This is a genomic window from Streptomyces sp. NPDC048416 (genome assembly GCF_043200435.1).
Taxonomy (GTDB): Bacteria; Actinomycetota; Actinomycetes; order Streptomycetales; family Streptomycetaceae; genus Streptomyces.
In genome coordinates this window covers 360,367-382,272 of record NZ_JBICXU010000001.1, presented here as the reverse complement: position 1 = coordinate 382,272, position 21,906 = coordinate 360,367, and the positions used below count along the sequence as shown (strand labels likewise).

The window sequence follows — 21,906 nt, the reverse complement described above, 5'->3', positions numbered from 1 at the left end:
GGTAGGGATCGGACATGGATCACCGGAAACTGCTGGTGCGGGCGGGCGAGACGGCCCGTGCCCCGTACGCCCTCGACATCGACCCGGAGCGGGCCGGCTGGGCCCACTGCTCCCTGCGGGTGCTCGACCTGCCGCCCGGCGGCTCGCACCGGCTCGACGCCGGGGACAGCGAATGGCTCGTGGTGCCGCTCAGCGGCGGCGCCACGGTACGCGTCGACGGCCTGGAGCTCCACCTGGCGGGCCGCGAGCGCGTCTTCGACGGGCCCACCGACTTCGTCTACGTCCCGCGTGCCACGCACGCCCAGATCTCCTCCGGTGCGGGAGGCCGGTTCGCGCTGACAGGAGCGCGGTGCGAGCGACGACTCCCCGCTCGCCACGCCCCCGCACCGGAGGTACCCGTCGAAGCGCGCGGTTCGGGGAACACCGCCCGTACCGTACGCAACTTCGCGGCGGCCGACGCCTTCGTCTGCGACCGCCTGATCGCCGTCGAGGTGATCACCCCCGGCGGCCACTGGTCCTCGTACCCGCCGCACAAGCACGACGAGCACCGGCCGGGCCGCGAGAGTGAACTGGAGGAGATCTACTACTTCGCGTTCGAACGCCCCGACGGCTACGGCTACCAGCGGATCTCGCCGTCCCGCCCCGGCGGCGCCGACCTGCTCGCCGAGGTGCGCTCCGGGGACGCCGTCCTCGTGCCGGACGGCTGGCACGGGCCGTCGATCGCCCAGCCCGGCAACGCCATGTACTACCTGAACGTCATGGCGGGCCCGGGGCAGGAACGGGAGTGGAAGATCTCCTTCCACCCCGATCACGTGGAGGGATACCAGTGACCGGTACGACGCGCCGCCTCACCACCGCCCAGGCGCTGATCGCGTTCCTGGCCCGCCAGTACACGGCGTGCGACGGCGTCAACCAGCGTCTGATCGGCGCCACTTGGGGCATCTTCGGGCACGGCAACGTCGCCGGGATCGGGCAGGCGCTGCTGGAATCCGGGCCGGAGGTCATGCCGTTCCACCAGGGCCGCAACGAGCAGACGATGGTCCATGCCGCCGTCGGGTACGCCCGCCAGTCGGGCCGGCTCTCCGCGCACGCGGTGACCACCTCGATCGGGCCCGGCGCCACCAACCTGGTCACCGGCGCGGCCCTCGCCACCGTGAACCACCTGCCGGTGCTCCTGCTGCCCGGCGACACCTTCGCCACCCGCCCCGCCGACCCGGTCCTGCAACAGCTCGAAGTCCCCTACGCGGGCGATGTGTCGGTCAACGACTGCCTGCGGCCCGTCTCGCGCTACTTCGACCGCGTCGCCCGCCCCGAGGCGCTGATCCCGGCCGCCCTGAACGCGATGAGCGTCCTCGCCGACCCCGCGAACACGGGCGCGGTCACGCTCGCGCTGCCGCAGGACGTGCAGGCGGAGGCGTACGACTGGCCCGATGAGTTCTTCCGCGAGCGGGTGTGGCCGGTACGGGCCCCTGCCGTGGACCGGGATCAACTAGCCGACGCGGCGCAGGAGTTGAGGCGGGCGCGGCGGCCGCTCATTGTCGTGGGCGGCGGGGTGCGGCACGCCCGCGCCCAGGACGTGCTCGGCGCGCTCGCCGAGCACACCGGCATCCCGGTCGCGAGCACCCAGGCCGGCAAGGGCGCGCTGCCCCACGACCACCCGCAGGACGTCGGAGGCATCGGCCACACCGGGACGGCCACCGCCGACGCGCTGGCCCGCACCGCCGATGTGGTGCTCGGCGTCGGCACCCGCTGGACCGACTTCACCACCGCGTCCGCCACCCTCTTCGCCGACCCGGACGTCCGCTTCGTCAACCTCAACATCCGGCCCGCCGACGCACACAAGATGGGCGGCCGCCAACTCGTCGGCGACGCCCGCACCGGTCTTGCCGCGCTGGGCGACGCGCTGAAGGGGCATCGCGTACCGGCGGATTACGAGGCCGAGTACGCGCACCTGAAGGGGGAGTGGGAGCGCCGGGTCGACGTCGCGTACACCCCCGCCTCCGACGCGGCGCGCCCCACGCAGGCCCAAGTCCTCGGCGTACTCGACACGTTGGTCACCGGGGACGACATCCTGATCAACGCGGCGGGCTCGCTCCCCGGCGACCTCCACCAGCTGTGGCGGGCCCGCTCGCGCGACCAGTACCACGTCGAATACGGCTACTCGTGCATGGGCTACGAGATCCCCGCGGCCATCGGCGTCGCCCTCGCGGCGCCCGGCCGGCCGGTCTGGGCACTGGTCGGCGACGGTACGTATCTGATGAATCCCACCGAAATCGTCACCGCGGTGCAGGAGAACATCCCCATCAAGGTGGTGATCCTCGACAACCATGGGTACGCCTCGATCGGCGGGCTCTCGGAGGCGGTGGGGGGTGAGCGGTTCGGCACGGCGTACCGGTTCCGCGCGCCGGACGGCGCCTGTGACGGCGCGCCCCTGCCGGTGGACCTCGCGGCCAACGCGGCCTCGCTCGGGATGCGGGTGCGGCGTGCCGGAACCGTGCGTGACCTGCGAGAAGCCCTCGCATGGGCGCGCTCGGCTGACGGTCCCACATGTGTCTACGTGGAGACCGAAACGCCCGACACAGTGTCGGGCCCGCCCCCGTCCCAGGCGTGGTGGGATGTGCCCGTGGCCGAGACCGCGACGCGAGAGCCGGCGGTCACGGCCCGCGAGGAGTACGAACGGCACGTCACCGCCCGACGCCGCCATCTGTGAAGGAGCACTTGGACATGACGAAGACCGTCCACCACTGGATCGGTGGCAAGGCCGTCGAAGGCACGTCGGGCGAGTTCGGCCCCGTGACCGACCCGGCGACCGGCGCCGTCACCACCCAGGTCGCCTTCGCGTCCGCCGAGGAGGTGGACCGGGCGGTGGCCATCGCGCGAGCGGCGTACACGACCTGGGGCACGTCCTCGCTGGCGCAGCGCACCACCGTCCTGTTCAAGTTCCGGGCGCTGCTCGACGCCAACCGGGACGCCATCGCCGAGCTGATCACCGCCGAGCACGGCAAGGTGCACTCGGACGCGTTCGGCGAGGTCGCCCGCGGCCTGGAGATCGTCGACCTGGCCTGCGGCATCACCACCCAGCTCAAGGGCGAGCTGTCCACGCAGGTCTCCAGCCGGGTGGACGTGGCCTCCATCCGCCAGCCGCTGGGTGTCGTCGCGGGCATCACCCCGTTCAACTTCCCGGCGATGGTGCCGATGTGGATGTTCCCGCTCGCCATCGCGTGCGGCAACACCTTCATCCTGAAGCCGTCCGAGAAGGACCCGTCGGCGTCCATGAAGATCGCCGAACTGCTCGCGGAGGCGGGGCTGCCCGACGGCGTCTTCACTGTCCTGCACGGCGACAGGGTCGCGGTCGACGCGCTGCTCGCCCACCCCGACGTGGCCGCGGTCTCCTTCGTGGGCTCGACCCCCATCGCCCGCCACATCCACACCACCGCGTCCGCCAACGGCAAGCGGGTGCAGGCGCTCGGCGGCGCCAAGAACCACATGCTGGTCCTGCCGGACGCCGACCTCGACGCGGCCGCCGACGCCGCGGTCTCGGCCGCGTACGGTTCCGCCGGTGAGCGCTGCATGGCGATCTCCGCGGTCGTCGCGGTGGGCGCGATCGGCGACGAGCTGGTCGAGAAGATCCGCGAGCGCGCCGAGAAGATCAAGATCGGCCCCGGCAACGACCCGTCCTCCGAGATGGGCCCGCTGATCACGGCGGCCCACCGCGACAAGGTGGCGTCGTACGTGAAGGGCGCGGCGGCCCAGGGCTGCGAGGTCGTCCTGGACGGCACCGGCCTCACGGTCGAGGGCTTCGAGGACGGCCACTGGATCGGCCTGTCCCTCCTGGACCACGTGCCGACGTCTTCGGACGCGTACCGCGACGAGATCTTCGGCCCGGTCCTGTGCGTGCTGCGCGCCGAGACGTACGAGGAGGGGCTTGCGCTCATCAACGCGTCGCCCTTCGGCAACGGCACCGCGATCTTCACCCGCGACGGCGGCGCGGCCCGCCGCTTCCAGCTGGAGGTCGAGGCCGGCATGGTCGGCGTCAACGTGCCGATCCCGGTGCCGGTGGGCTACCACTCCTTCGGCGGCTGGAAGGACTCGCTCTTCGGCGACCACCACATCTACGGCAACGACGGCACGCACTTCTACACCCGCGGCAAGGTCGTCACCACCCGCTGGCCGGACCCGGCGGACGGCCCGTCGGGCGTCGACCTGGGCTTCCCGATGTCTCGATAACGCTGACGCCTGCCCCTCGTCCCCGGACACAGGACCCTCGGCCAACCTTCACCGGCCGGGGGTTCCTGCTGCCCTACTCAGGAGCTTGGCTGTACCGCTCCAAGGCCGCCTTCGACGTCGAGCGGTCCACGAGCCGCAGTTCCCACGGTCCCGTGTTCACGTCGAAGTCCTTGCCGAAGCCGACCCACTTCCCGGCCATCCGGCGGCCGGTCGGCTCGACCGGCAACTGAATTGCTCCGTGGTAGCGCGCCCCGTTGTAGTAGCCGTCCGAAGCGGTCTGCTCGATCCATGACCCGGTGACCACGTTTTGATCAACGGTGAGATCCAGCGTCAGCGGGCTGTCCGGGTTGCTCGACGCCCCGGGCAAGCTCTGAGCGGTAAGCCGGTTCCCGTGCTGGACGATCACTACGTAGTGCTTGCCCTCGTACGTCTCCGCGCGGCTGGATGAGTAGAACTCGTACCGGCTGAGCCAGATCCCGGAGAACGTCTGGTCAGCCGCCTGCATGGCGGTCTGTGCGCCTACAGAGGCGGAGGTGACTTTGCCTGCCCCTGCGTCCATGTCGTGCCCTCCTGACGTGTCTGTGCGGACTCTTGCCATCGGTACCGGCAGGGTGAACCCCAGCGCTTCGACTGGACGTCCCGTAACTCGAGCTAACGCCCGGGCGTACACGCTCCGTGGTGTCTTGCTCGTCCCGGACTCCCAGCGCTGTACCAGACGCTTCGAAGCCTCGTTCGGCTCTCCCAGCTCCTGTCCTGCCCGGCGGAGCGCCTTGGCAAAGTCGTCTTGGCTCATGCGCAGGCCGATGCGCACGGCCCGCAGCACATCATTCGGCACCACGGCGGTCGTCATCATGACGTCAAAGCTAGGCCGAACAGCCTTTCAATGACACCCAATTGACGCCCGGAGGGTGTCATTGACGCCCCTCCCGGTGACGCCCCGACGACGCCCCTTACGTCGTCGCTCCGACGTAGCACCGAGGGGGAGCATCGGTGCATCAAGGAGCGACGCGGCGAGAGGACGGCAAGGGGCGGAACGGCAGCGTCACCGACTGCAAGATCAAGATCCGTGACCATCCCCACGCGGAGGAGAAGCTCTCGTGAGCACGATCCTCCGCTTCATCCCCCCGGACCATCAGACACCCCGCGCACCAGCCGACTGCCGGTGCCAGGTGCCTGCGGGAACCCGGAACGATCACGCACGATCCGCAGGGACCGGCCACGGCCGTGCCCTTGACCAGGAAGGCACAACGTGACGACCACCCACCTGCACCCGCGCGAGGTACTCGACCTCATCAGCCCCGACCTGCGGGCCCAGCTCGTCAAGGACGTGCGCAAGGACTGGCCGGAGCTGACCGACGACCTCGGCGAGCGCGGCGTGAGCCAGATGGCCGCGTACCTCGCCGCCACCGTGACCACGGAGGAGCCGCTGACCCCCTCCCTGCGGGTGGACCGGTTCTGGCACGAGTTCCTCAAGCGGAGCGTGCCCTACCTCGCCTTCTCGCGGGCCCTCGGTGTGGACTACATCCACCATGTCCCCAACGAGGACGAGGGCGGATCGGACCCCGAGGCCGGCCGGGCCGCCATGGCTGTGACGACGACCGTGATCCGTGAGGCCGGGTTCACCGTCGACGCCGAGTTCTGGCCGAACGAGGGCGCGGCCGACTGTTCCCAGTGCCACGCTGGGTGCACCGACAGCCCCGTCGGCGGGAAGTAGCGCTTTCTGACCATCACAGCCGCCCGGTGACCCTGCCGGGCGGCTGCTCGCCGGTACCCGAAGGACGTGAAGTGTCAGACACCCGCAGTGCCGCGTGGGACGACTACTCGAAGACCAAGCCCCAGCGGCGTACGACGAACGCCGACGGCGAGACCACGTGGTTCAACTGGACTCAGTACGCCGACCACGGCCCGGGGGTTGAAGTGCTGGCGTTGCAGCCGGGTGACTGCGTGCTCGACCTCGGGTGCGGGTCCGGAGGGAACCTCGCTCACGTGGCCACCCTCGGCATGAAGGCCGTGGGTATCGACCTTTCCCCGAAGCAGCTGGCCAAGGCACACGAGCGCTGGCCCGACGTGGACGGGATGGAGCTGCACCAGGGCGACGCCCTCCAGTTCCTCGGCGACACGTTCACGATCTTTGATGCGGTCTACAGCGTGTTCGGCGCCGCATGGTTCACCGACCCCCGCCTACTCCTGCCGATCGTGCACGCCCGCCTCAAGCCCGGGGGAGTGTTCGGCTTCTCCCAGCGACCCCCTGTCGAAGGCTGCTATGGCTGCCAGGCTTCGTACATCCCGCGCGGCGACGACGAAGACCCCGCCGTCGTGAAGCGATGGGACTACCAGCCCGACATCTGGTCCTCCCTCCTCAAGGAATACGGCTTCCCCGAGGTGACGGCAACTGTCCTCCCCGCCTCCGAGGCGGACCAGCGAACCACGGGCACGCTCCTGGTCCGTGCCGTACGCGGAGTCCAACCGCAGCTGTTCTGAGTTGAGCCATGCCCCATCGCTTCTTCCGGACCGCCCTGAGCTCAGCCAGAGCTCGGATGATCTCCGGGGCGATGGCCAGGCGCGGCGCGATCACCGGAGCGGCTGAGCGGGTGGGTGGACGAGCGGGTGGGAGAGGTGCGGGCGGCTGTCGGGGCGGGTCGGCTGCGCGTGGCCGGGGTGGAGGGGCGCTTGGGCGCGGAGGCGGGCACGGAGGGCGAGCAAAGCGTCCGCACTGCGGAAAGTTGTCGACGAACTTCGATGCGGAAGCTACGGTTCCCGTACCGGTCGATCCTCGTGCCTTGACGCGCTCTTAACGCCGAAATGCGGCGTCCAGCGCGGCCGGATCTTCGGATTCCGCAGGTAACCCGCTATTGACCTGCGGTTCTGCGAAGGATTGCATAACGGCACCCCGGGAGCCCCGAACCACTTCACCACCCGCCTCTGGAGGCGATACCGCTCCCGGTGACCGGACTCCGCACCAGTCGATCGGAACCCGCACGATGACGGAAACGCTCAGCGCCCCCCAGGCGCTCGCCCCCGCGACCGGACCCACCCCGCAAAAGCTCAAGCGGTCCATCGGCGTCGTGGGCGGCACCCTGCTCACGCTGTCCTGCGTGACACCCGCCTCCACCCTGTTCGTCGTCGTGCCGGACCTCTTCTCCACCCTCGGCACCTACACCGCCCTCACCATCGCGATCGGCTCGCTGCTCTGTGTCGCCGTCGCGTTCTGCTACTCGGAGCTGGGCACCCTCATCCCCAGCGCGGGCGGCGAGTACGCCATGGTGTCGACGATGGCGGGACGGCTCGCGGGCTGGCTGGTGTTCGTGCTCTCGCTGCTCGTCGTGATGATCGTGCCGCCCGTCATCGCGATGGGCACCGCCGACTACCTCGCGCCGATCGTGCACATACCGGCCCCGGTCGCCGGCGGCGCGGTCATGCTGCTCGCCACCCTGGCCGGCCTGCTCGACCTGCGCGCCAACGCCTGGATCACCGGCATCTTCCTGGTGCTCGAAGTCATCGCGGCCGGTGTCGTCGCCGTCCTCGGCTTCGCCCACAGCCAACGCGGCGCCTCCGCCCTGGTGCACGGCACGGTCGCCGGCGACGGCCACACCGTCTCCACGGTCACCGCGATGATGGTGGTCTCCGGGCTCGCCATCGCCCTCTTCATCACCCAGGGCTTCTCCACCGCCGTCTACCTCTCCGAGGAGCTGGAGCACCCCCGGCGCAACGTCGCCCGCACCGTGCTCGCCACCCTCGCCATCTCAACCGCCGTGATCCTGGTGCCCGTTGTCGCCATCACGCTCGGCGCCCCCGACCTCGCGGCCCTCACCAGCGGCAACCTGAGCGACATGGTCAACGCCTGGTCGAACTCCGCGGTCGGCACCTTCGTGAGCCTCTGCGTCGCCCTCGCCATCATCAACGCGGGCATCGTCATGGTCATCCAGAACTCCCGCGTCCTGTTCGCCTCCGCCCGCGACAAGGCCTGGCCCGAACCCGTCAACCGCGGCCTGTCCCGGCTCGGCCGGTTCGGCTCCCCGTGGGTGGCCACCCTCCTCGTCGGCGTCCCCGGCGCGGCCCTGTGCTTCGTCAACCTCGACACCCTGTACGGCGTCACCGGGGTCTCCGTCACCGCGATGTACCTCCTGGTCGCCGTCGCCGCCCTGCTGTGCCGGCGCGGCGCGCACAAGCACGCCACCGCCTGGCGGATGCCGCTGTGGCCCGCGGTGCCGGTGCTGCTCATCGCCGTACTCGCCTACATCCTGACCCAGCAGGAGACCCAGTACCTGGTGTGGACCGGCGGCATCACCGCGGTCGCCACCCTGTACTGGGCGCTGTACCTGCGGCCGCGCCGCGACACCCGCTGGCTGGTCAGCATCCCCGAGGACGAGGTGGGCCTCCCCGAGGACGCACAGGCCCGAGGCGTTGCCTAAGGTGTCGCCATGACTCTTGATCATGCGACGTACTGCGACGAAATCCTGCGTGAGAGCGCCGAGTTGAGGTCCCAGCTCGCCGGCGCCGACCTCTCGGCGCCCGTGCCGACCTGCCCCGAGTGGACCCTGCGCGACCTCGCTGTGCACGTCGGCGGGGCCCAGCGCTGGGCCACCGAGATCGTCCGTACCCAGGCCACCGAGCCGTTCCCGCCCCAGCAGGTACCCGGTGCGGCCGGTCCCGACGGCGACGATCCGGCCGCCCTCGACGCCTGGCTCGCCGAAGGCGCCGAGAACTGCGCGAAGGTCCTGCGCGAGGCCGGGACCGACGTGCCGGTGTGGTCCTGGGCGGGCCCGACGACCAGCGCGTTCTGGGCCCGCCGGATGACGCACGAGACGATGGTGCACCGCGCCGACGCGGCCGGCGCGGTGGGCGCCGCCTTCACCGTGCCTGCCGAGGTCGCCGCCGACGCCATCGACGAATGGCTCGACGTCCTCACCTTCGCCCGGGCGTTCAGGACCTCCGACGCCACGCTCGGCGAGGCCGGCAAGACCCTGCACCTGCACGCCACGGACGTCCCCGACGCCGAGTGGTTCATCGTGCTCGGCGACGAGGGCTTCACCTGGAGCCGCGCCCACGAGAAGGCGACGGTCGCGCTGCGCGGTCCCCTCACCGACGTGCTGCGTGTCTTCTACCGCCGCCTTCCCACCGACACCCCGGCCGTCGAGATCATCGGCGACGCGGGCGTCCTGGAGGGGTGGCTGGCCAAGGCGTCGTTCTGAACCGCTACTTCGCCCTGCCCCCGCCAAGCCCTCGCTGAGCACAAGCCGGACCCGCGGGCCCGCCGGGTCCGGCACGCGTGCCGCGCCGCCCTACTCCCGACGCGGTACGGGAGCGGCCGGCCGTACTCCCCGAGTACCGCGGGCAGCTCCACCCGACGGCAGCTTCGGTTGTCGGTGCGGGCGCATACGGTTGGGGGATGGAGATCAGCATGCGCAGACGCCGGTGGCGGACGGCCGCGGCGGCGGCCGCCCTCGCCGCGCTGGCCGGCGCCGGCGTCTGGAGCGCCGCAGGCGCATCGGGCGCCCCCGCCGTGCACCGTGAGGACCGGGTGCTCGACGTGCCGGGAGCGAAGATCGACACCTCGTTCTTCACGGCGGGCAGCGCCAAGGACAAGCGCCCCGCCGTGCTGATCGGACACGGCTTCGGCGGCAGCAAGAACGAGGTGAAGGGTCAGGCCGAACAGCTCGCGCGCGACGGGTACGCGGTGATGACGTGGTCCGCGCGGGGCTTCGGCAGGTCGACCGGCCGGATCGGCCTGAACGACCCGCAGATGGAGGTCAAGGACGTCTCGCGCCTGATCGACTGGCTCGCAAGGAGGCCCGAGGTGCGGCTCGACGGCGCGGGCGACCCCCGCGTCGGCGTGACCGGGGTGTCCTACGGCGGGGCGGTCTCGCTGCTCGCCGCCGGATACGACAAGAGGGTCGACGCGATCGCCCCGGAGATGACGTACTGGAACCTGTCGGACGTCTTCTTCCCCAACGGCGTGTACAAGAAGCTCTGGGCCGGGATCTTCGTCTCCACCGCAGGGGGCTGCGAGAAGTTCGAGCCGCGGATCTGCGCGATGTACAACCGGGTCGCGACGGCGGGCGCACCCGACGAGGAGGCCGAAAAGCTCCTGGAGTCCAAGAGCCCTTCGGCCGTGGGCGACCGGATCAAGGTGCCCGCCCTCATCATGCAGGGCCAGACCGACTCGCTGTTCCCGCTCGGCCAGGCCGACGCCATGGCGAAGGCGATCGCCGCCAACGGCGCCCCGGTCTCCGTCGACTGGATCGCCGGCGGCCACGACGGCGGCGACCGCGAGAGCGGCCGCACCCAGGCCCGGGTCACCCAGTGGTTCGACCGCTACCTGAAGGGCGACAAGGGCGCCGCGGGCGGCAACGGCGACGGGGGCGACAGGGGCGCATCCACCGGCCCCGCCTTCCGTGTCACGCGCACCGGAGGCCTCAACTCCACCGACGGGTCACCCCAGTTGAGGGGCGCGTCAAGCGACAGCTACCCCGGCCTCGGAAGCGGACGGCAGCCGATCGCGCTGGCCGGGCGCGAGCAGAGCTTCGCCAACCCGCCCGGCGGCGCGCCGCCCGCGATCTCGGCGGTGCCCGGCCTCGGCTCCGGCCTCGCGGGCCTCTCCTCGCTCGGCGCCGGCCTCTCCCTCGACTTCCCCGGCCAGTACGCCGCCTTCGACTCGGCGCGGCTGGCCACCGGCGTCCACGTCACCGGCTCACCGACCGTCAAGCTCAAGGTCACGTCGAGCGATGACACCGCCGTGCTGTTCGGGAAGGTGTACGACGTCGGCCCCGACGGCAAGCAGCAGGTGCTGCCCTCCCAACTCGTCGCGCCCCTCCGGGTCGACGGCGCGAAGGACGGCAGGACCGTCGAGCTGACCCTGCCCGCCGTCGACCACAACGTCGAGGCCGGCCACCGGCTGCGTCTCGTCGTGGCCGCCACCGACCTCGGCTTCGCCTCCCCGGCCGCGCCCGCCACATACACCGTCGCCCTGGCCGGCGGCGGCCTGAGCGTGCCCACCGTGCCCGCCCTGCGGACCGCGTCGGCGGGCCTCGCCTGGTGGGTGTGGGGACTGCCGCTCGCCGGGGCCGTCATCGGCGCGGCGCTCCTGATCACCCGGCGCACCCACACCCCCGCCCCCGACCCGGAGCTGGCCGGGGTGCCGCTCCAGATCACCGGCCTCACCAAGAAGTACGCCAAGTCCAGCGGCAGATATGCCGTACGGGACCTGTCCTTCCGCGTCGAGCAGGGCCAGGTCCTCGGCCTGCTCGGACCCAACGGCGCCGGCAAGACCACCACCCTGCGCATGCTGATGGGCCTCATCCGGCCCGACGGCGGCGAGATCCGCGTGTTCGGCCACGCCATCCGGCCCGGCTCGCCCGTCCTGTCCCGGGTCGGCGCGTTCGTCGAGGGCGCGGGCTTCCTGCCGCACCTGTCGGGCCGCGAGAACCTGGAGCTGTACTGGGCGGCGACCGGCCGCCCCGCAGGCGACTCCCGCATCGAGGAGGCCCTGGAGATCGCAGGGCTCGGCGACGCCCTCCAGCGCGCGGTACGGACGTACTCGCAGGGCATGCGCCAGCGGCTCGCCATCGCCCAGGCCATGCTCGGCATGCCGGACCTGCTGATCCTCGACGAGCCCACCAACGGGCTCGACCCGCCCCAGATCCGCGAGATGCGCGACGTGATGATCCGGTACGCGCGGGGCGGCCGCACCGTGATCGTCTCCAGCCACCTCCTGTCCGAGGTCGAGCAGTCCTGTACGCATCTGGTGGTCATGGACCGCGGGCGGCTCGTCCAGGCGGGGCCCGTCGCGGAGATCACCGGCGCGAGCGACACGCTGCTCGTCACGACCGCGGAGCCGGTCCCCGAAGCGGTCGTCGACAAGGTGGCGGCTCTCGCGGGCATCGGCTCGGCGCTGCCCACCGACGAAGGCCTCCTGGTCCGTCTGGAGGGGGCGACCACGCCCGAGCTCATCGCCGAACTGCTGCGCCTTGACGTGCCGTTGACGGGCGTGGGCCCGCACCGCCGCCTGGAGGACGCCTTCCTCACCCTGATCGGAGGGTCCGCATGAGCACCCTGATGGAGTCCCCGGCCGGCGAGACGGCCCCCGGCTACCGGGCGGGGCGCACCCTGCCGCTGCGCGTCGAGGCCGTACGGCAGCTCAAGCGCCGGCGCACCCTGGTGATGGGGGCGGTGCTCGGCGCGCTGCCCTTCGTCCTGATCGTCGCGTTCGCCATCGGCGGCACCCCGAGCAGCCGGGGCGGCCGCATCACCTTGATGGACACCGCGACCGCGTCCGGCGCCAACTTCGCCGCGACCTGCCTGTTCGTCTCGGCGGGCTTCCTGCTGGTGGTGCCGGTGGCGCTGTTCTGCGGCGACACCGTGGCCTCGGAGGCGAGCTGGTCCTCACTGCGCTACCTGCTCGCGGCGCCGGTGCCACGGGCCAGGCTGCTGTGGTCCAAGCTGGCGGTGGCGCTCGGGTTCAGCGCCGCGGCGATCGTGCTGCTGCCCCTGGTGGCGCTGGCGGCGGGCACCGCGTTCTACGGCTGGGGTCCGCTGGAGATCCCGACCGGCGGCGCGCTCGGCGCGGGCCAGGCCATACCCCGCATCGCCGTCGCGGTCGCCTTCGTCTTCACGTCCCAACTGGTCACCGCGGCGCTGGCGTTCTGGCTCTCCACGCGCACGGACGCGCCGCTCGGCGCGGTCGGCGGCGCGGTCGGCCTGACCATCGTCGGCAACGTCCTGGACGCGGTGACCGCGCTCGGCCACTGGCGTGACTTCCTGCCCGCGCACTGGCAGTTCGCCTGGGCCGACGCGCTCCAGCCGCACCTGGAGTGGAGCGGCATGCTGAAGGGCTCGGCGGTCTCCGTCGCGTACGCCCTCGTCCTGTTCGCGCTGGCGTTCCGCGGGTTCGCCCGCAAGGACATCGTGTCGTAGGACCGGCGTCCTTGCGGGCGGCAGGACCGCGGGGCGGCCCGCTCGTTCGGGGCGCCGGTCAGGCCGCGCCCAGCTTCTCGTAGCCGACGAGCCGCACGCACGCGGTCAGCCCGAGGATCGCCTGCTCCAGCTCCGCGAGGCCCGGGTAGCTGGGCGCGATGCGGATGGTCGCGTCCTTCGGGTCGTCGCCGTACGGGTGCGTCGCGCCGGCCGGGGTCAGCACCACGCCCGCCGCGCCGGCCCGCGCCACGACCTCCTTCGCGCAGCCCTCGGGCACTTCGAGGGTGACGAAGTAGCCGCCCTTGGGGATCGTCCAGCTCGCGAGTCCCGTGCCGCCGAGCTCGCTCTGAAGGATCCGCTGGACCGTCTCGAACTTCGGCTGGAGCAGGGCGCGCTGGCGCTCCATGTGGGCCCGCACGCCGTCCGCGTCCCGCAGGAACAGCACGTGGCGCAGCTGGTTGACCTTGTCGGGGCCGATCGAGCGCTTGGAGTTGTTGGCGAGCAGCCACTGCACGTTGGCGGGCGAGGAGCCGAAGAAGGCGACACCGGCGCCCGCGGCCGTGATCTTCGAGGTGGAGCCGAAGACGAACGCCCGGTCGGCGTGACCCGCGGCCGCGCAGGCACCGAGCAGGTCGGCGATCTCGTCGGGCTCGTCGGTGAGGTGGTGCGCGGCGTACGCGTTGTCCCAGAAGATCCGGAAGTCGGGGGCCGCGGTCGGCATCCCGGCCAGCCGCGTCACCGTCTCGTCGCTGTAGGTGACACCGCTCGGGTTGCTGTACTTCGGCACGCACCAGATGCCCTTGATGCCCGCGTCCTCGGCGACCAGACGCTCCACGGCGTCCATGTCCGGGCCGCCGTCGGTCATCGGGACGGGGATCATCTCGATGCCGAACCGCTCGCACAGCGAGAAGTGCCGGTCGTAGCCGGGCACCGGGCACAGGAACGCCAGGCGCTCCTGGTCGGCCCAGCGGGACTCGGCGCCCGGCAGGACGCTCAGCAGCGCGTGCACCAGGCAGTCGTGCATGAGCTCCAGGCTGGAGTTGCCCGCGGCGAGCAGCTGCCCGGCCGGCACCTGGAGGACCCCGGCGAATATCTCCCGCAGCTCCATGAGGCCCTGGAGGCCGCCGTAGTTGCGTACGTCCGTGCCGTCGGCGGAGGTGTAGCGGCCGCCGGGGAGGCTGAGCAGGTCCTCCGAGAGGTCGAGCTGCTCGGGCGCGGGCTTGCCCCGGGTGAGGTCGAGCTTGAGCCCTCGGGCGGCCAGCGCCGCGTAGTCCTGCCTGGCCTGGTCGAGCAGCCCTGCGAGGGCGTCGGGGCTCAGCTCGGTGGTCATGGTGTTTCCTCTCGCGGGGCCGCGGGCGGGCCGGACGGCGTGGGTGGGGTGCGGGTGCGGGTGCGGTCTCGGGTGCGGGTGCGGGTGCGGGTGCGGTGCGGTGCGGGTCTGGGTGGGGTGCGGTGCGGGTTCGCTCCCGAGAATACAAAGAGCACCTGGACCCCCGGACGGCCAAGGGGGGCGTCCATGATGCGGGTGTGCCCCGGATCGGGTGGGGCGGGTGTGGCAGGGGAGGCGCCCCCACCTGCTCCTATAGGGTCGGGCCCCATGGCCCCGCAGGAGAACACCAAGACATCCCCGCCGCTGCGGCGCGACGCTTTGCGCAACCGGGACCTGCTGGTCGCGGCGGCCCGGGAACTCTTCGCCGAGCAGGGGCTCAACGTCCCGCTGGACGAGATCGCCAAGCGCGCGGGCGTGGGCAACGCCACCCTGTACCGGCGTTTCCCGGTCAGGGGCGACCTCGTCGAGGCGGTGTTCCACGAGGACCTGGCGGCGGTGATGGCTTTCGGGGAGCGGGCGCGCCTGATGCAGGACGCGTGGGGCGCGCTCACCGCGTACCTGGAGGTCGTCTGCGCGCTGCTGGCCCGGGACCGTGGCGTGAGCGACCTGATGACCACCCGTATCGAGGGCGTGCCGACCCTGGACGCGATCCACGCGCACAACCACGCGACCCTGAGCGGCCTGATGCGCCGGGCGGCGGCCGACGGCGAGCTGCGGACGGACGTGGTCACGGAGGACCTGCTGTTCGCCCTCGGCGCCCTTGGTGCGTCGCTGCCCGCGACGGAGACGGTCCGCCCCGGCTCGTGGCACCGTCACCTGGCCCTGCTCCTGGACGGCTTCCGTGCCACGGCCCAACGCCCGCTGCCCGAAAGGCCCCTGACCGCCGAGGAAACCAGAGACGTGCACCGCGAACTGGGCGGGGAGCCGCCGCAGTTGTGACCGGGCCGAGGGCGTCCCGTGACCGGGCCGGGGGCGTCCCGTGACCGGGCCGGGGGCGTACCCGTGACAGGGTCCGGGGGCGTACCCGCGACGGGGTCCGGGGGTGCTCGCGTGACGGGGTCCGGGGGCGCAGCCGCCCGTCCCGGCGCACCGGCCACGCCCGTCTAGCATCAAAGCTCCGTCGACCGCTGGAGTCTGCCGTCATGTCGTTGCCGCGTATCGGAGTCGTCATCGTGACCATGGGCATGCGCCCTCGGGAGCTGGCGGCGCTGCTCGCTTCGGTGCGCGCACAGGACGTGCCTGCGGCGCGGGTGGTGCTGGTCGGCAACGCGACGCCGCTCACCGGGATCCCGACGGACGCCACCAAGCTGCCCCTGAAGGAGAACCTGGGCTGCCCCGGAGGCCGTAACGTCGGGCTGACGGCGCTGCTCGACTCGGGCGAGGTCGATGTCGTCGTCGAACTGGACGACGACGGCCTGCTCATCGCGGATGACGTGTTCCGCAGGATCCGGGATCTGTTCGCCGCCGACTCGCGGTTGGGCGTCATCGGCTTCCGGGTCGCCGACGAACACGGTCACACGGAACGGCGGTGGGTCCCCCGGCTCCGGGCCGGCGACCCGATGCGCCGGGGACTGGTGACCGCTTCCCTGGGAGGCGGTCACGCCTTCTCGGTGCCCATGCTCCGGCAGATCGGCCTGTGGCCTGCGGAGTTCTTCTTCGGGCACGAGGAGTCCGATCTGGCGTGGCGTGCGCTCGATGGCGGATGGAAGATCCTCTACGAACCCGAGCTGGTCCTCCAGCACCCCAGGACGTCCCCCGCCCGGCACGCGGTCCACTACCGGTTCACCGCCCGCAACCGCGTCTGGCTGGCGCGGCGCAGGCTTCCGATCGCCCTGGTCCCGGTCTATCTGGGCGTATGGGTGCTCCTCTCCATGATCCGGATGCGGTCCCTGGGCGGCCTGCGAGCGTGGTGGGGCGGCTTCGTCGAGGGCGTGCGGAAGCCGTGCGGTCCGCGCGGGCCCATGGGGTGGGGCACGGTGTGGCGTATGACCCGCTTGGGGCGCCCGCCCGTTCTGTGACTGCGGAATGCGTCTTCGGCGCCCGTCGGTTCTGTGAGCGCGGACAGGCCCCGGGCCCCGGGCCCCACCCTCCGCCGTCGCGCCCGCCGCACCCCGGAGCAACGCCGTCACCGGGCGGGCCATGCGGTCATCGGGCGGACCGTGTCGTCATCGGGCGGGACATACGGTCATCGGGCGAGACATACGGTCCCGGGCGGGCCATGTCGTCATCGGGCGGGCCATGCGGCCGGCTCGTCCCAGTTGATGCGGTGGGAGTACTGCCAGGCCGCCCGCTTCGCGGGGTTGAGCAGTTTCATCAGCGGCGGCATCAAGAGGTCGCGCAGGACCCGGGCGACGGGCCCGGCCGCCTTGTCGTTGTTGATCCGGGCCGTCTCGGCGATGATCCGCTCAACGCGTGGCCGGCGCAGTTCCTCGTACGCCGCGAACGCCTGCCCGTACGGCAAGTCCCGCAGGCAGCGCGCGAGTTGGACGGCGCTCTCGGCGGCGAGCGAGGCGCCCTGGCCGGAGCTGGGTGAGGCGGCGTGTGCCGCGTCCCCGATCAGGACCATCCGGCCGCGGCTCCAGTGCGGCACCGTGAGCATGGCCTCGACGGGACCGGTGAACGCGAGGTCCGCGGGCTCGGTACGGGCCAGCAGTTCCCTGGCGGGTGTGCGGTCGCCGGCCACGAGGGCGCCGAGGTCGCTCAGCCACCGCTCGGCGCCGAGCTCCGCGGCGCGGCCCGCCGGGACAGGTTCCGCGCTCGGCACATTGACGAACCAGACACCCGAGGAGTCGTCGAAGACCTGGTAGCCGAAGAAGACGTGACGGCCGTACGTCATGTGCATGGAGCCGCCGCTGGAGGGGAGCCCGGTGTCCCGCACCCGGGCGCCGATGCCGACCAGGCCCGCGTAGGTGGGCCCGGGGGCGGTGGGATCGATCAGGGTGCGCACGGTGGAGCGGATGCCGTCGGCGCCGATCAGGAGGTCGGCGCTCGCGTGGGAGCCGTCGGCGAAGTGCGCGGTGACCGAGTCGGCCGACTCCCTCGCGCCGGTCAGCCGCTTGCCGTGGTGGACCCGTACACCCCGCCGGGCCGCCTCCTCGTACAGCGAGGCGTAGAGCTCGGCGCGCCAGACGAACCGGCTGGGCTCGCCGCCGGTGGCGAACTCGGCCAGCCTCCGGCCGTTCCCGCTGTGCACGACGATCGAGCGCACCGGGGTCCCGACGGACCGGACCACGTCACCCGCGCCGATCGCGTCGAGCGCGGCGACGCCGTTGGGGGCGATGCTCATCCCCGCGCCCACGCCGTCCGACCTGCTGTCGTGCGCCTCGTACACCTCGGCGTCGAGGCCCGCCCTGCGTAGGGCCATCGCGGCGATCGGGCCCGCGATGCCGCCGCCGACGACCAGCGCGGTGCGGGCGCGAGGAGCGGTGCTCATGACGTCCGCGCCTTCGTGGCCTCGTGGGCGCGGCGCATCGAGCGCAGGTGGGCGCGGTCGGTCATCGCGGCGAGGATCGCGATGCCCCCGCGGGCGACGCGGATCTCACCGCTGTCGACACAACCGGTGAGGGTGATACGGCGGTTGACGGTGGACGTCGCCGAACGAGCGGCGCTCTGCGCGTCCTTGACCCGGCCGCGGCCGGTCCAGCTCAGGTCCCAGTGCTCGACGGCCGTGTCGTCACCGACGAGCAACTTGACGGTGGCGCCGCGCAGTTCGAGGTGGACCGTGACCTCGGCGGGGAGCGCAGGGGAGCGCAGGTCGAGGACGGCGAGGCCGGAGCGCGCGCGGATCTCGAACCGGCCCGCGGTGGTCCAGTCGCCGATGTGCTTCACGAGCCGGTGGTCGGCGTGGACGCGCTCGACGCGCTCTACGCGTTCGTCGCGCTCGGAGTCCTTGGTGGGTGTGGTGGTGGTCATGACCGCCGCCTTCTTTCGGTGGGTGAGGTGATGCGCGGGACGAACGAGCCGGCCGAGGCGGTCGGCAGACTGCCCTGCCTCCCCGGCCCTTCAATAGTCGCATCGCAACTAGTCTCAGGTCAACTAGTTCCCCCGGGAGTAGAATGCGGACCATGACGTCCCTCCCCCGAAGCTCGCCGCTCGCCCTGACCGTCCTGGCCCTGCTGCACCACAAGCCGCTGCACCCGTACGGAATCCAGCGGCTGATCAAGGACTGGGGGAAGGAGCAGGTGGTGAACGTCGGTCAGCGCGCGAGCCTGTACCGGACCATCGAGCGGCTGCTGGAGGCCGGGCTCATCGCCGTGCGCGAGACGGAGCGCGACCAGCAGTACCCCGAACGCACCGTGTACGAGGTGACGGACGCGGGGCGGGAGGTCGCCCGGGGCTGGCTCGACGAGATGCTGGCGGCGCCCAGGGCGGAGTTCCCGCAGTTCCCGGCGGCCCTGTCGCACGCCCTGATGCTGGCCCCGGGCGAACTGCTCGACGCGCTGGAGCGCCGGCTGGCCGTGGTGGGTGCGACGCTGCAATCCCTGGAGGCGGGCCTCGCCGCCGAATCCGGGAGCGGGCTGCCCCGGATCGCGTCCCTGGAGAGCGAGTACCTGCGGGCGGTGACGGCCGCCGAGGTGTCCTGGCTGCGCGCGATCACCGACGACCTGCGCGAGGGGCGGCTGCGCTGGTCGGCGGCCGACCTGTTGGCGTTCGCCGCGCAGCAGAACGACGCCGCCGCGACCCGCAAGGACTGACACGCGGGCCCGGCGGGCCACCTCGCAGGGTGTGGCGCGCGGCCCTGCGGGCCACCTCGCAGGGAGTGCTGCGCCGGGTGGCCCGCCACCAAAGGCGTACGTCAGACGAGGAGGCGTACGCCGGAAGAGGAGGCGTACGTCAACGGAGCGGGTGACGTGACTCCATGACGTGCGACGCAGGGTGCCGGCCGGGCTGTTCTCGACCCGCCGCGGGCCGTCCGTGGTGACCGTCACCGGCCTCGACGACCTCACGCAAGCAGAAAGGCCCTCCCGAAGGAGGGTCGAACGCCCGTGGAGAAGGGCGCCCCCGGCAGGACTCGAACCTGCGGCCAAGCGCTTAGAAGGCACGTGCTCTATCCGCTGAGCTACGGGGGCTGACCTGCGTAAACGCAGTTCCCGGGTGCTGTCCCCCGGGCGGCGGGGGACGCATGGGGGAATCGTGGTTTCCCGGTGATCGGGGGGGCGTGGGCGCTCCCCGACCGGCCGTACGCAGGGTCTCACACTATCTTCACGTCCCCGAAGTCTCGCGCGGAAACAATCCCGCACCTCCTCGGTGTTGTTGATCTCCTAGCCGAGGAGGGGAAGGTGTCGGACCTGAAGCTGTTCCGCACGGACACGACGAATGGCGGCATGACTGAGGTCATGCCGCGTCTTGCTGAGATCGAGGCGGATGTGCAGGGTCTCGTCGAGACGCACATGGAGACGCTGTTGGGCGTCCGGTTCCTGGCGAGCGAGTACAGCACCGGACCCGTGCACGGGGGCCGGATCGACTCGCTCGGGCTGGACGAGAACGGATCGCCGGTCATCGTCGAGTACAAGCGCAGCACGGATGCCGGCGTGATCAACCAGGGCCTGTTCTACCTGGCCTGGCTGATGGATCACCGGGCTGAGTTCGAGCACCTGGTCCGCGACCGGCTCGGGGGGACGGCCGCGTCCCAGGTGCTGTGGAGCGGTCCGCGCCTCATCTGTATAGCCGGCGACTTCACTCGGTATGACGTGCACGCCGTACGCGAGCACCGGCGCTCGATCGACCTGGTCCGCTACCGGTACTTCGGCAGCGATCACTTCGGCCTTGAGACCGTGGCCTCCGTCACCGGGCATCCGGCACTGGTTGAGCGGGTACGCCGCCGTGGGGCTGGGGTGTCCCCGGTCCGGAAGCAGGGCGGGCAGATGGTCGAGCTTGCCGATGCGGTCGACGAGGTTCTGGTCGGACTCGGGGACGGCGTCACCCGGGTGCAGCGCAAGCAGTACCGCGCCTATCGACGGCTGCGGAACTTCGCCAGCCTCTGCCCGCCGCAGCAGACCAAGCTCCTCGTCTACCTCAAAGCCGACCCGAAGGAGGTCGACCTCGTCCCCGGCTTCACCCGGGACGTGACGGGACTCGGTCACCACGGCACCGGCGACCTGGAGCTGCAGCTGCGCACGGAGCGCGACCTGGAGCGCGCTGGAGACCTCCTCCGTCTCAGCTACGCCGCGGCATGAACTTTCTCGCCCGGGTGGGGCCAACTGAGGCGGAGTGAGGCGTTGTGGGCTGTCGTCGTGGTGGCCTTTCGACGTGACGGGCAGAGCGTGGCGGTGGACCACTAATGGTCCGGCGGATCCCCGGTTTTGCTAACCGGGGATCCGCCGTTATATTGCCGCGTTCACGTCGCTGGGTCGGTTGTCAGCGGAGCGGACTGCTGCTGAGCGTTGGTGGTGGTCTGCCTACAGGGGGACGGTATGGGCTGGAAGCGCACCCGGACCGAGCTGCTGCACGAGGGCCCCTTCGTCTCTCTGCGTCGGGATGATGTGATCCGTCCCGACGGCAGCCCGGGTACGTACGAGCACGTGTCTGTCGTCGACAGTGTGCGAGTGGTCGCCATCGATCGCGAGCAGCACGTGGCCCTCGTGGAGGACGATTTCTATCTGCAAGGTCGCCGCGTCCTGCACCTGCCGGGCGGCGGGACGGACGGTCAGGCCCCCCGTGTTGCGGCTGTGCGGGAGTTGGAGGAGGAGACGGGCCTGGCCGCCAACGTGGTGCGGGCCCTGGGCGTAGTCGACCCGCTGCCGGCGACCACGGCCGCGCGTACGTACCTGTTCCTGGCCACGGGGTTGGCGCCGGGCGCCGCGCATAGGGACGCCAGTAAGGCTGGTATGACGCTGGAGTGGAGGCCCCTGTCGGCCGTGCTCAACGCCGTCGAGAACGGTGAGATCACGGAAGCGGGGAGTGTGGTGGCATTGCTCCTGGCTGAGCGCCTTCTTCGCTCTAGGCCACCAGCAACGCTGATGCCGTGACGTCGCGACCGCAGAACTCGGCCAGCTCTGCTTGGAGTTGCGCGATGCTCGCGGTCGCCCGCCCGTGCGCGGCCTGTCCCTCGGCGAATCGTGGCCAGGCGCGCACGAGGTTCGCGGATACCCACTGGCGGGACATCTCACTTCGACTGTCGTCGGCGTCCTGGGCAAGGGCGAACGTGTCGTTGCAGTAGGTGATCCATGAAGGCCGTAGCACCAGCAGGCTGGATACCGCCGAGAGCGCGGCGACTGTCGACACGGCCGCAGGCCGGGTGGGATGGAGGCCATAGGCCAGCGTGGTGAGCGCCGCGTGGACTGCTTCGCTGTCGTACACCGACTCGCCGATCAGCGAATCTTGGTCGTCCTGCGGCGATGCTGCGACGGTAGGTGCGAATGGTGCGCAGATCGCGATGGATACCTGGGTCTGCCAGGCCAGATCGCGCTCCTGCTTGGGCCCGACGAGCATGGTGC

19 protein-coding genes and 1 tRNA gene are annotated in these 21,906 nt (G+C 71.4%); 14 read left to right on the top strand and 6 right to left on the bottom strand.

Annotation, left to right across the window (positions count from 1 at the left end; translation table 11 throughout):
- The first annotated feature begins 14 nt into the window (after positions 1-14).
- From iolB to ACGFW5_RS01740, 3 genes are read left to right on the top strand one after another with little or no spacing between them, the layout of a single operon-like run.
- Positions 15-830, top strand: a complete 816-nt coding sequence (gene iolB / locus ACGFW5_RS01750) for a 5-deoxy-glucuronate isomerase (RefSeq protein ID WP_393832144.1) — start codon at positions 15-17, stop codon at positions 828-830.
- Positions 821-2,710 (top strand): 3D-(3,5/4)-trihydroxycyclohexane-1,2-dione acylhydrolase (decyclizing), encoded by a 1,890-nt coding sequence (gene iolD / locus ACGFW5_RS01745; protein WP_393832351.1) that lies wholly within the window; start codon positions 821-823, stop codon positions 2,708-2,710. The genes iolB and iolD overlap by 10 nt, the downstream gene beginning before the upstream one ends.
- Before the next feature lie 14 nt (positions 2,711-2,724).
- On the top strand, positions 2,725-4,227 hold the full coding sequence (locus ACGFW5_RS01740; protein ID WP_393832143.1) for a CoA-acylating methylmalonate-semialdehyde dehydrogenase: 1,503 nt from the start codon (positions 2,725-2,727) through the stop codon (positions 4,225-4,227).
- Positions 4,228-4,300: 73 nt separating this feature from the next.
- Here the strand turns inward: ACGFW5_RS01740 and ACGFW5_RS01735 are convergent, their stop codons facing one another.
- Positions 4,301-5,080 (bottom strand): helix-turn-helix domain-containing protein, encoded by a 780-nt coding sequence (locus ACGFW5_RS01735; RefSeq protein ID WP_393832142.1) that lies wholly within the window; start codon positions 5,078-5,080, stop codon positions 4,301-4,303.
- Between the two features lie 396 nt (positions 5,081-5,476).
- Between ACGFW5_RS01735 and ACGFW5_RS01730 the strand changes: the two genes are divergently transcribed.
- The 6 genes from ACGFW5_RS01730 (at position 5,477) to ACGFW5_RS01705 (ending at position 13,140) form a co-directional block, all read left to right on the top strand.
- Positions 5,477-5,941, top strand: coding sequence for a hypothetical protein (locus tag ACGFW5_RS01730; RefSeq protein WP_393832141.1), 465 nt, complete (start codon positions 5,477-5,479; stop codon positions 5,939-5,941).
- Between the two features lie 71 nt (positions 5,942-6,012).
- Entirely contained in the window at positions 6,013-6,708 is a 696-nt protein-coding gene (locus tag ACGFW5_RS01725; protein ID WP_393832140.1) for a class I SAM-dependent methyltransferase, read from the top strand.
- A 500-nt stretch (positions 6,709-7,208) separates the two neighbouring features.
- Positions 7,209-8,639, top strand: a complete 1,431-nt coding sequence (locus ACGFW5_RS01720; RefSeq protein WP_393832139.1) for an APC family permease — start codon at positions 7,209-7,211, stop codon at positions 8,637-8,639.
- Between the two features lie 9 nt (positions 8,640-8,648).
- Entirely contained in the window at positions 8,649-9,419 is a 771-nt protein-coding gene (locus tag ACGFW5_RS01715) for a maleylpyruvate isomerase family mycothiol-dependent enzyme (RefSeq protein ID WP_393832138.1), read from the top strand.
- 209 nt (positions 9,420-9,628) lie between these two features.
- The gene (locus ACGFW5_RS01710) at positions 9,629-12,274 is read left to right on the top strand and encodes an alpha/beta fold hydrolase (RefSeq protein ID WP_393832350.1); all 2,646 of its coding nucleotides are present in this window, start codon (positions 9,629-9,631) and stop codon (positions 12,272-12,274) included.
- Positions 12,271-13,140: an ABC transporter permease gene (locus ACGFW5_RS01705; protein ID WP_393832137.1), complete on the top strand. Its 870-nt coding sequence runs from the start codon at positions 12,271-12,273 to the stop codon at positions 13,138-13,140. The genes ACGFW5_RS01710 and ACGFW5_RS01705 overlap by 4 nt, the downstream gene beginning before the upstream one ends.
- Positions 13,141-13,198: 58 nt before the next feature.
- Here the strand turns inward: ACGFW5_RS01705 and ACGFW5_RS01700 are convergent, their stop codons facing one another.
- A complete protein-coding gene (locus tag ACGFW5_RS01700) occupies positions 13,199-14,470 on the bottom strand; it encodes an aminotransferase class I/II-fold pyridoxal phosphate-dependent enzyme (protein WP_393832136.1) in 1,272 nt (423 codons plus the stop codon).
- 267 nt (positions 14,471-14,737) lie between these two features.
- Here ACGFW5_RS01700 and ACGFW5_RS01695 point away from each other — a divergent pair, with 267 nt between their 5' ends.
- Positions 14,738-15,409, top strand: coding sequence for a TetR/AcrR family transcriptional regulator (locus tag ACGFW5_RS01695; protein ID WP_393832135.1), 672 nt, complete (start codon positions 14,738-14,740; stop codon positions 15,407-15,409).
- A 203-nt stretch (positions 15,410-15,612) separates the two neighbouring features.
- A complete protein-coding gene (locus ACGFW5_RS01690; protein WP_393832134.1) occupies positions 15,613-16,488 on the top strand; it encodes a glycosyltransferase family 2 protein in 876 nt (291 codons plus the stop codon).
- A gap of 206 nt (positions 16,489-16,694) precedes the next feature.
- On the opposite strand, the gene ACGFW5_RS01685 is transcribed toward ACGFW5_RS01690, so the two are convergent.
- Positions 16,695-17,903 (bottom strand): FAD-dependent oxidoreductase, encoded by a 1,209-nt coding sequence (locus ACGFW5_RS01685; RefSeq protein WP_393832133.1) that lies wholly within the window; start codon positions 17,901-17,903, stop codon positions 16,695-16,697.
- Positions 17,900-18,382 carry a hypothetical protein gene (locus tag ACGFW5_RS01680; protein ID WP_393832132.1) on the bottom strand — a complete coding sequence of 161 codons (483 nt, stop codon included), beginning with the start codon at positions 18,380-18,382 and terminating at the stop codon, positions 17,900-17,902. The genes ACGFW5_RS01685 and ACGFW5_RS01680 overlap by 4 nt, the downstream gene beginning before the upstream one ends.
- 152 nt (positions 18,383-18,534) lie before the next feature.
- On the opposite strand from ACGFW5_RS01680, the gene ACGFW5_RS01675 reads away from it, so the two are divergent.
- Positions 18,535-19,164, top strand: a complete 630-nt coding sequence (locus ACGFW5_RS01675) for a PadR family transcriptional regulator (protein WP_393832131.1) — start codon at positions 18,535-18,537, stop codon at positions 19,162-19,164.
- 302 nt (positions 19,165-19,466) lie between these two features.
- Here the strand turns inward: ACGFW5_RS01675 and ACGFW5_RS01670 are convergent.
- Positions 19,467-19,539 (bottom strand) — tRNA-Arg (locus ACGFW5_RS01670).
- Between the two features lie 210 nt (positions 19,540-19,749).
- Here ACGFW5_RS01670 and ACGFW5_RS01665 point away from each other — a divergent pair.
- Positions 19,750-20,646 (top strand): DUF5655 domain-containing protein, encoded by an 897-nt coding sequence (locus tag ACGFW5_RS01665; RefSeq protein WP_331447556.1) that lies wholly within the window; start codon positions 19,750-19,752, stop codon positions 20,644-20,646.
- A 237-nt stretch (positions 20,647-20,883) separates the two neighbouring features.
- Positions 20,884-21,438, top strand: coding sequence for an NUDIX domain-containing protein (locus ACGFW5_RS01660; protein ID WP_393832130.1), 555 nt, complete (start codon positions 20,884-20,886; stop codon positions 21,436-21,438).
- Here ACGFW5_RS01660 and ACGFW5_RS01655 read toward each other — a convergent pair.
- Positions 21,410-21,901, bottom strand: coding sequence for a hypothetical protein (locus ACGFW5_RS01655; RefSeq protein ID WP_393832129.1), 492 nt, complete (start codon positions 21,899-21,901; stop codon positions 21,410-21,412). The two genes, ACGFW5_RS01660 and ACGFW5_RS01655, sit on opposite strands and share 29 nt — an antisense overlap.
- Positions 21,902-21,906 lie beyond the last annotated feature (5 nt).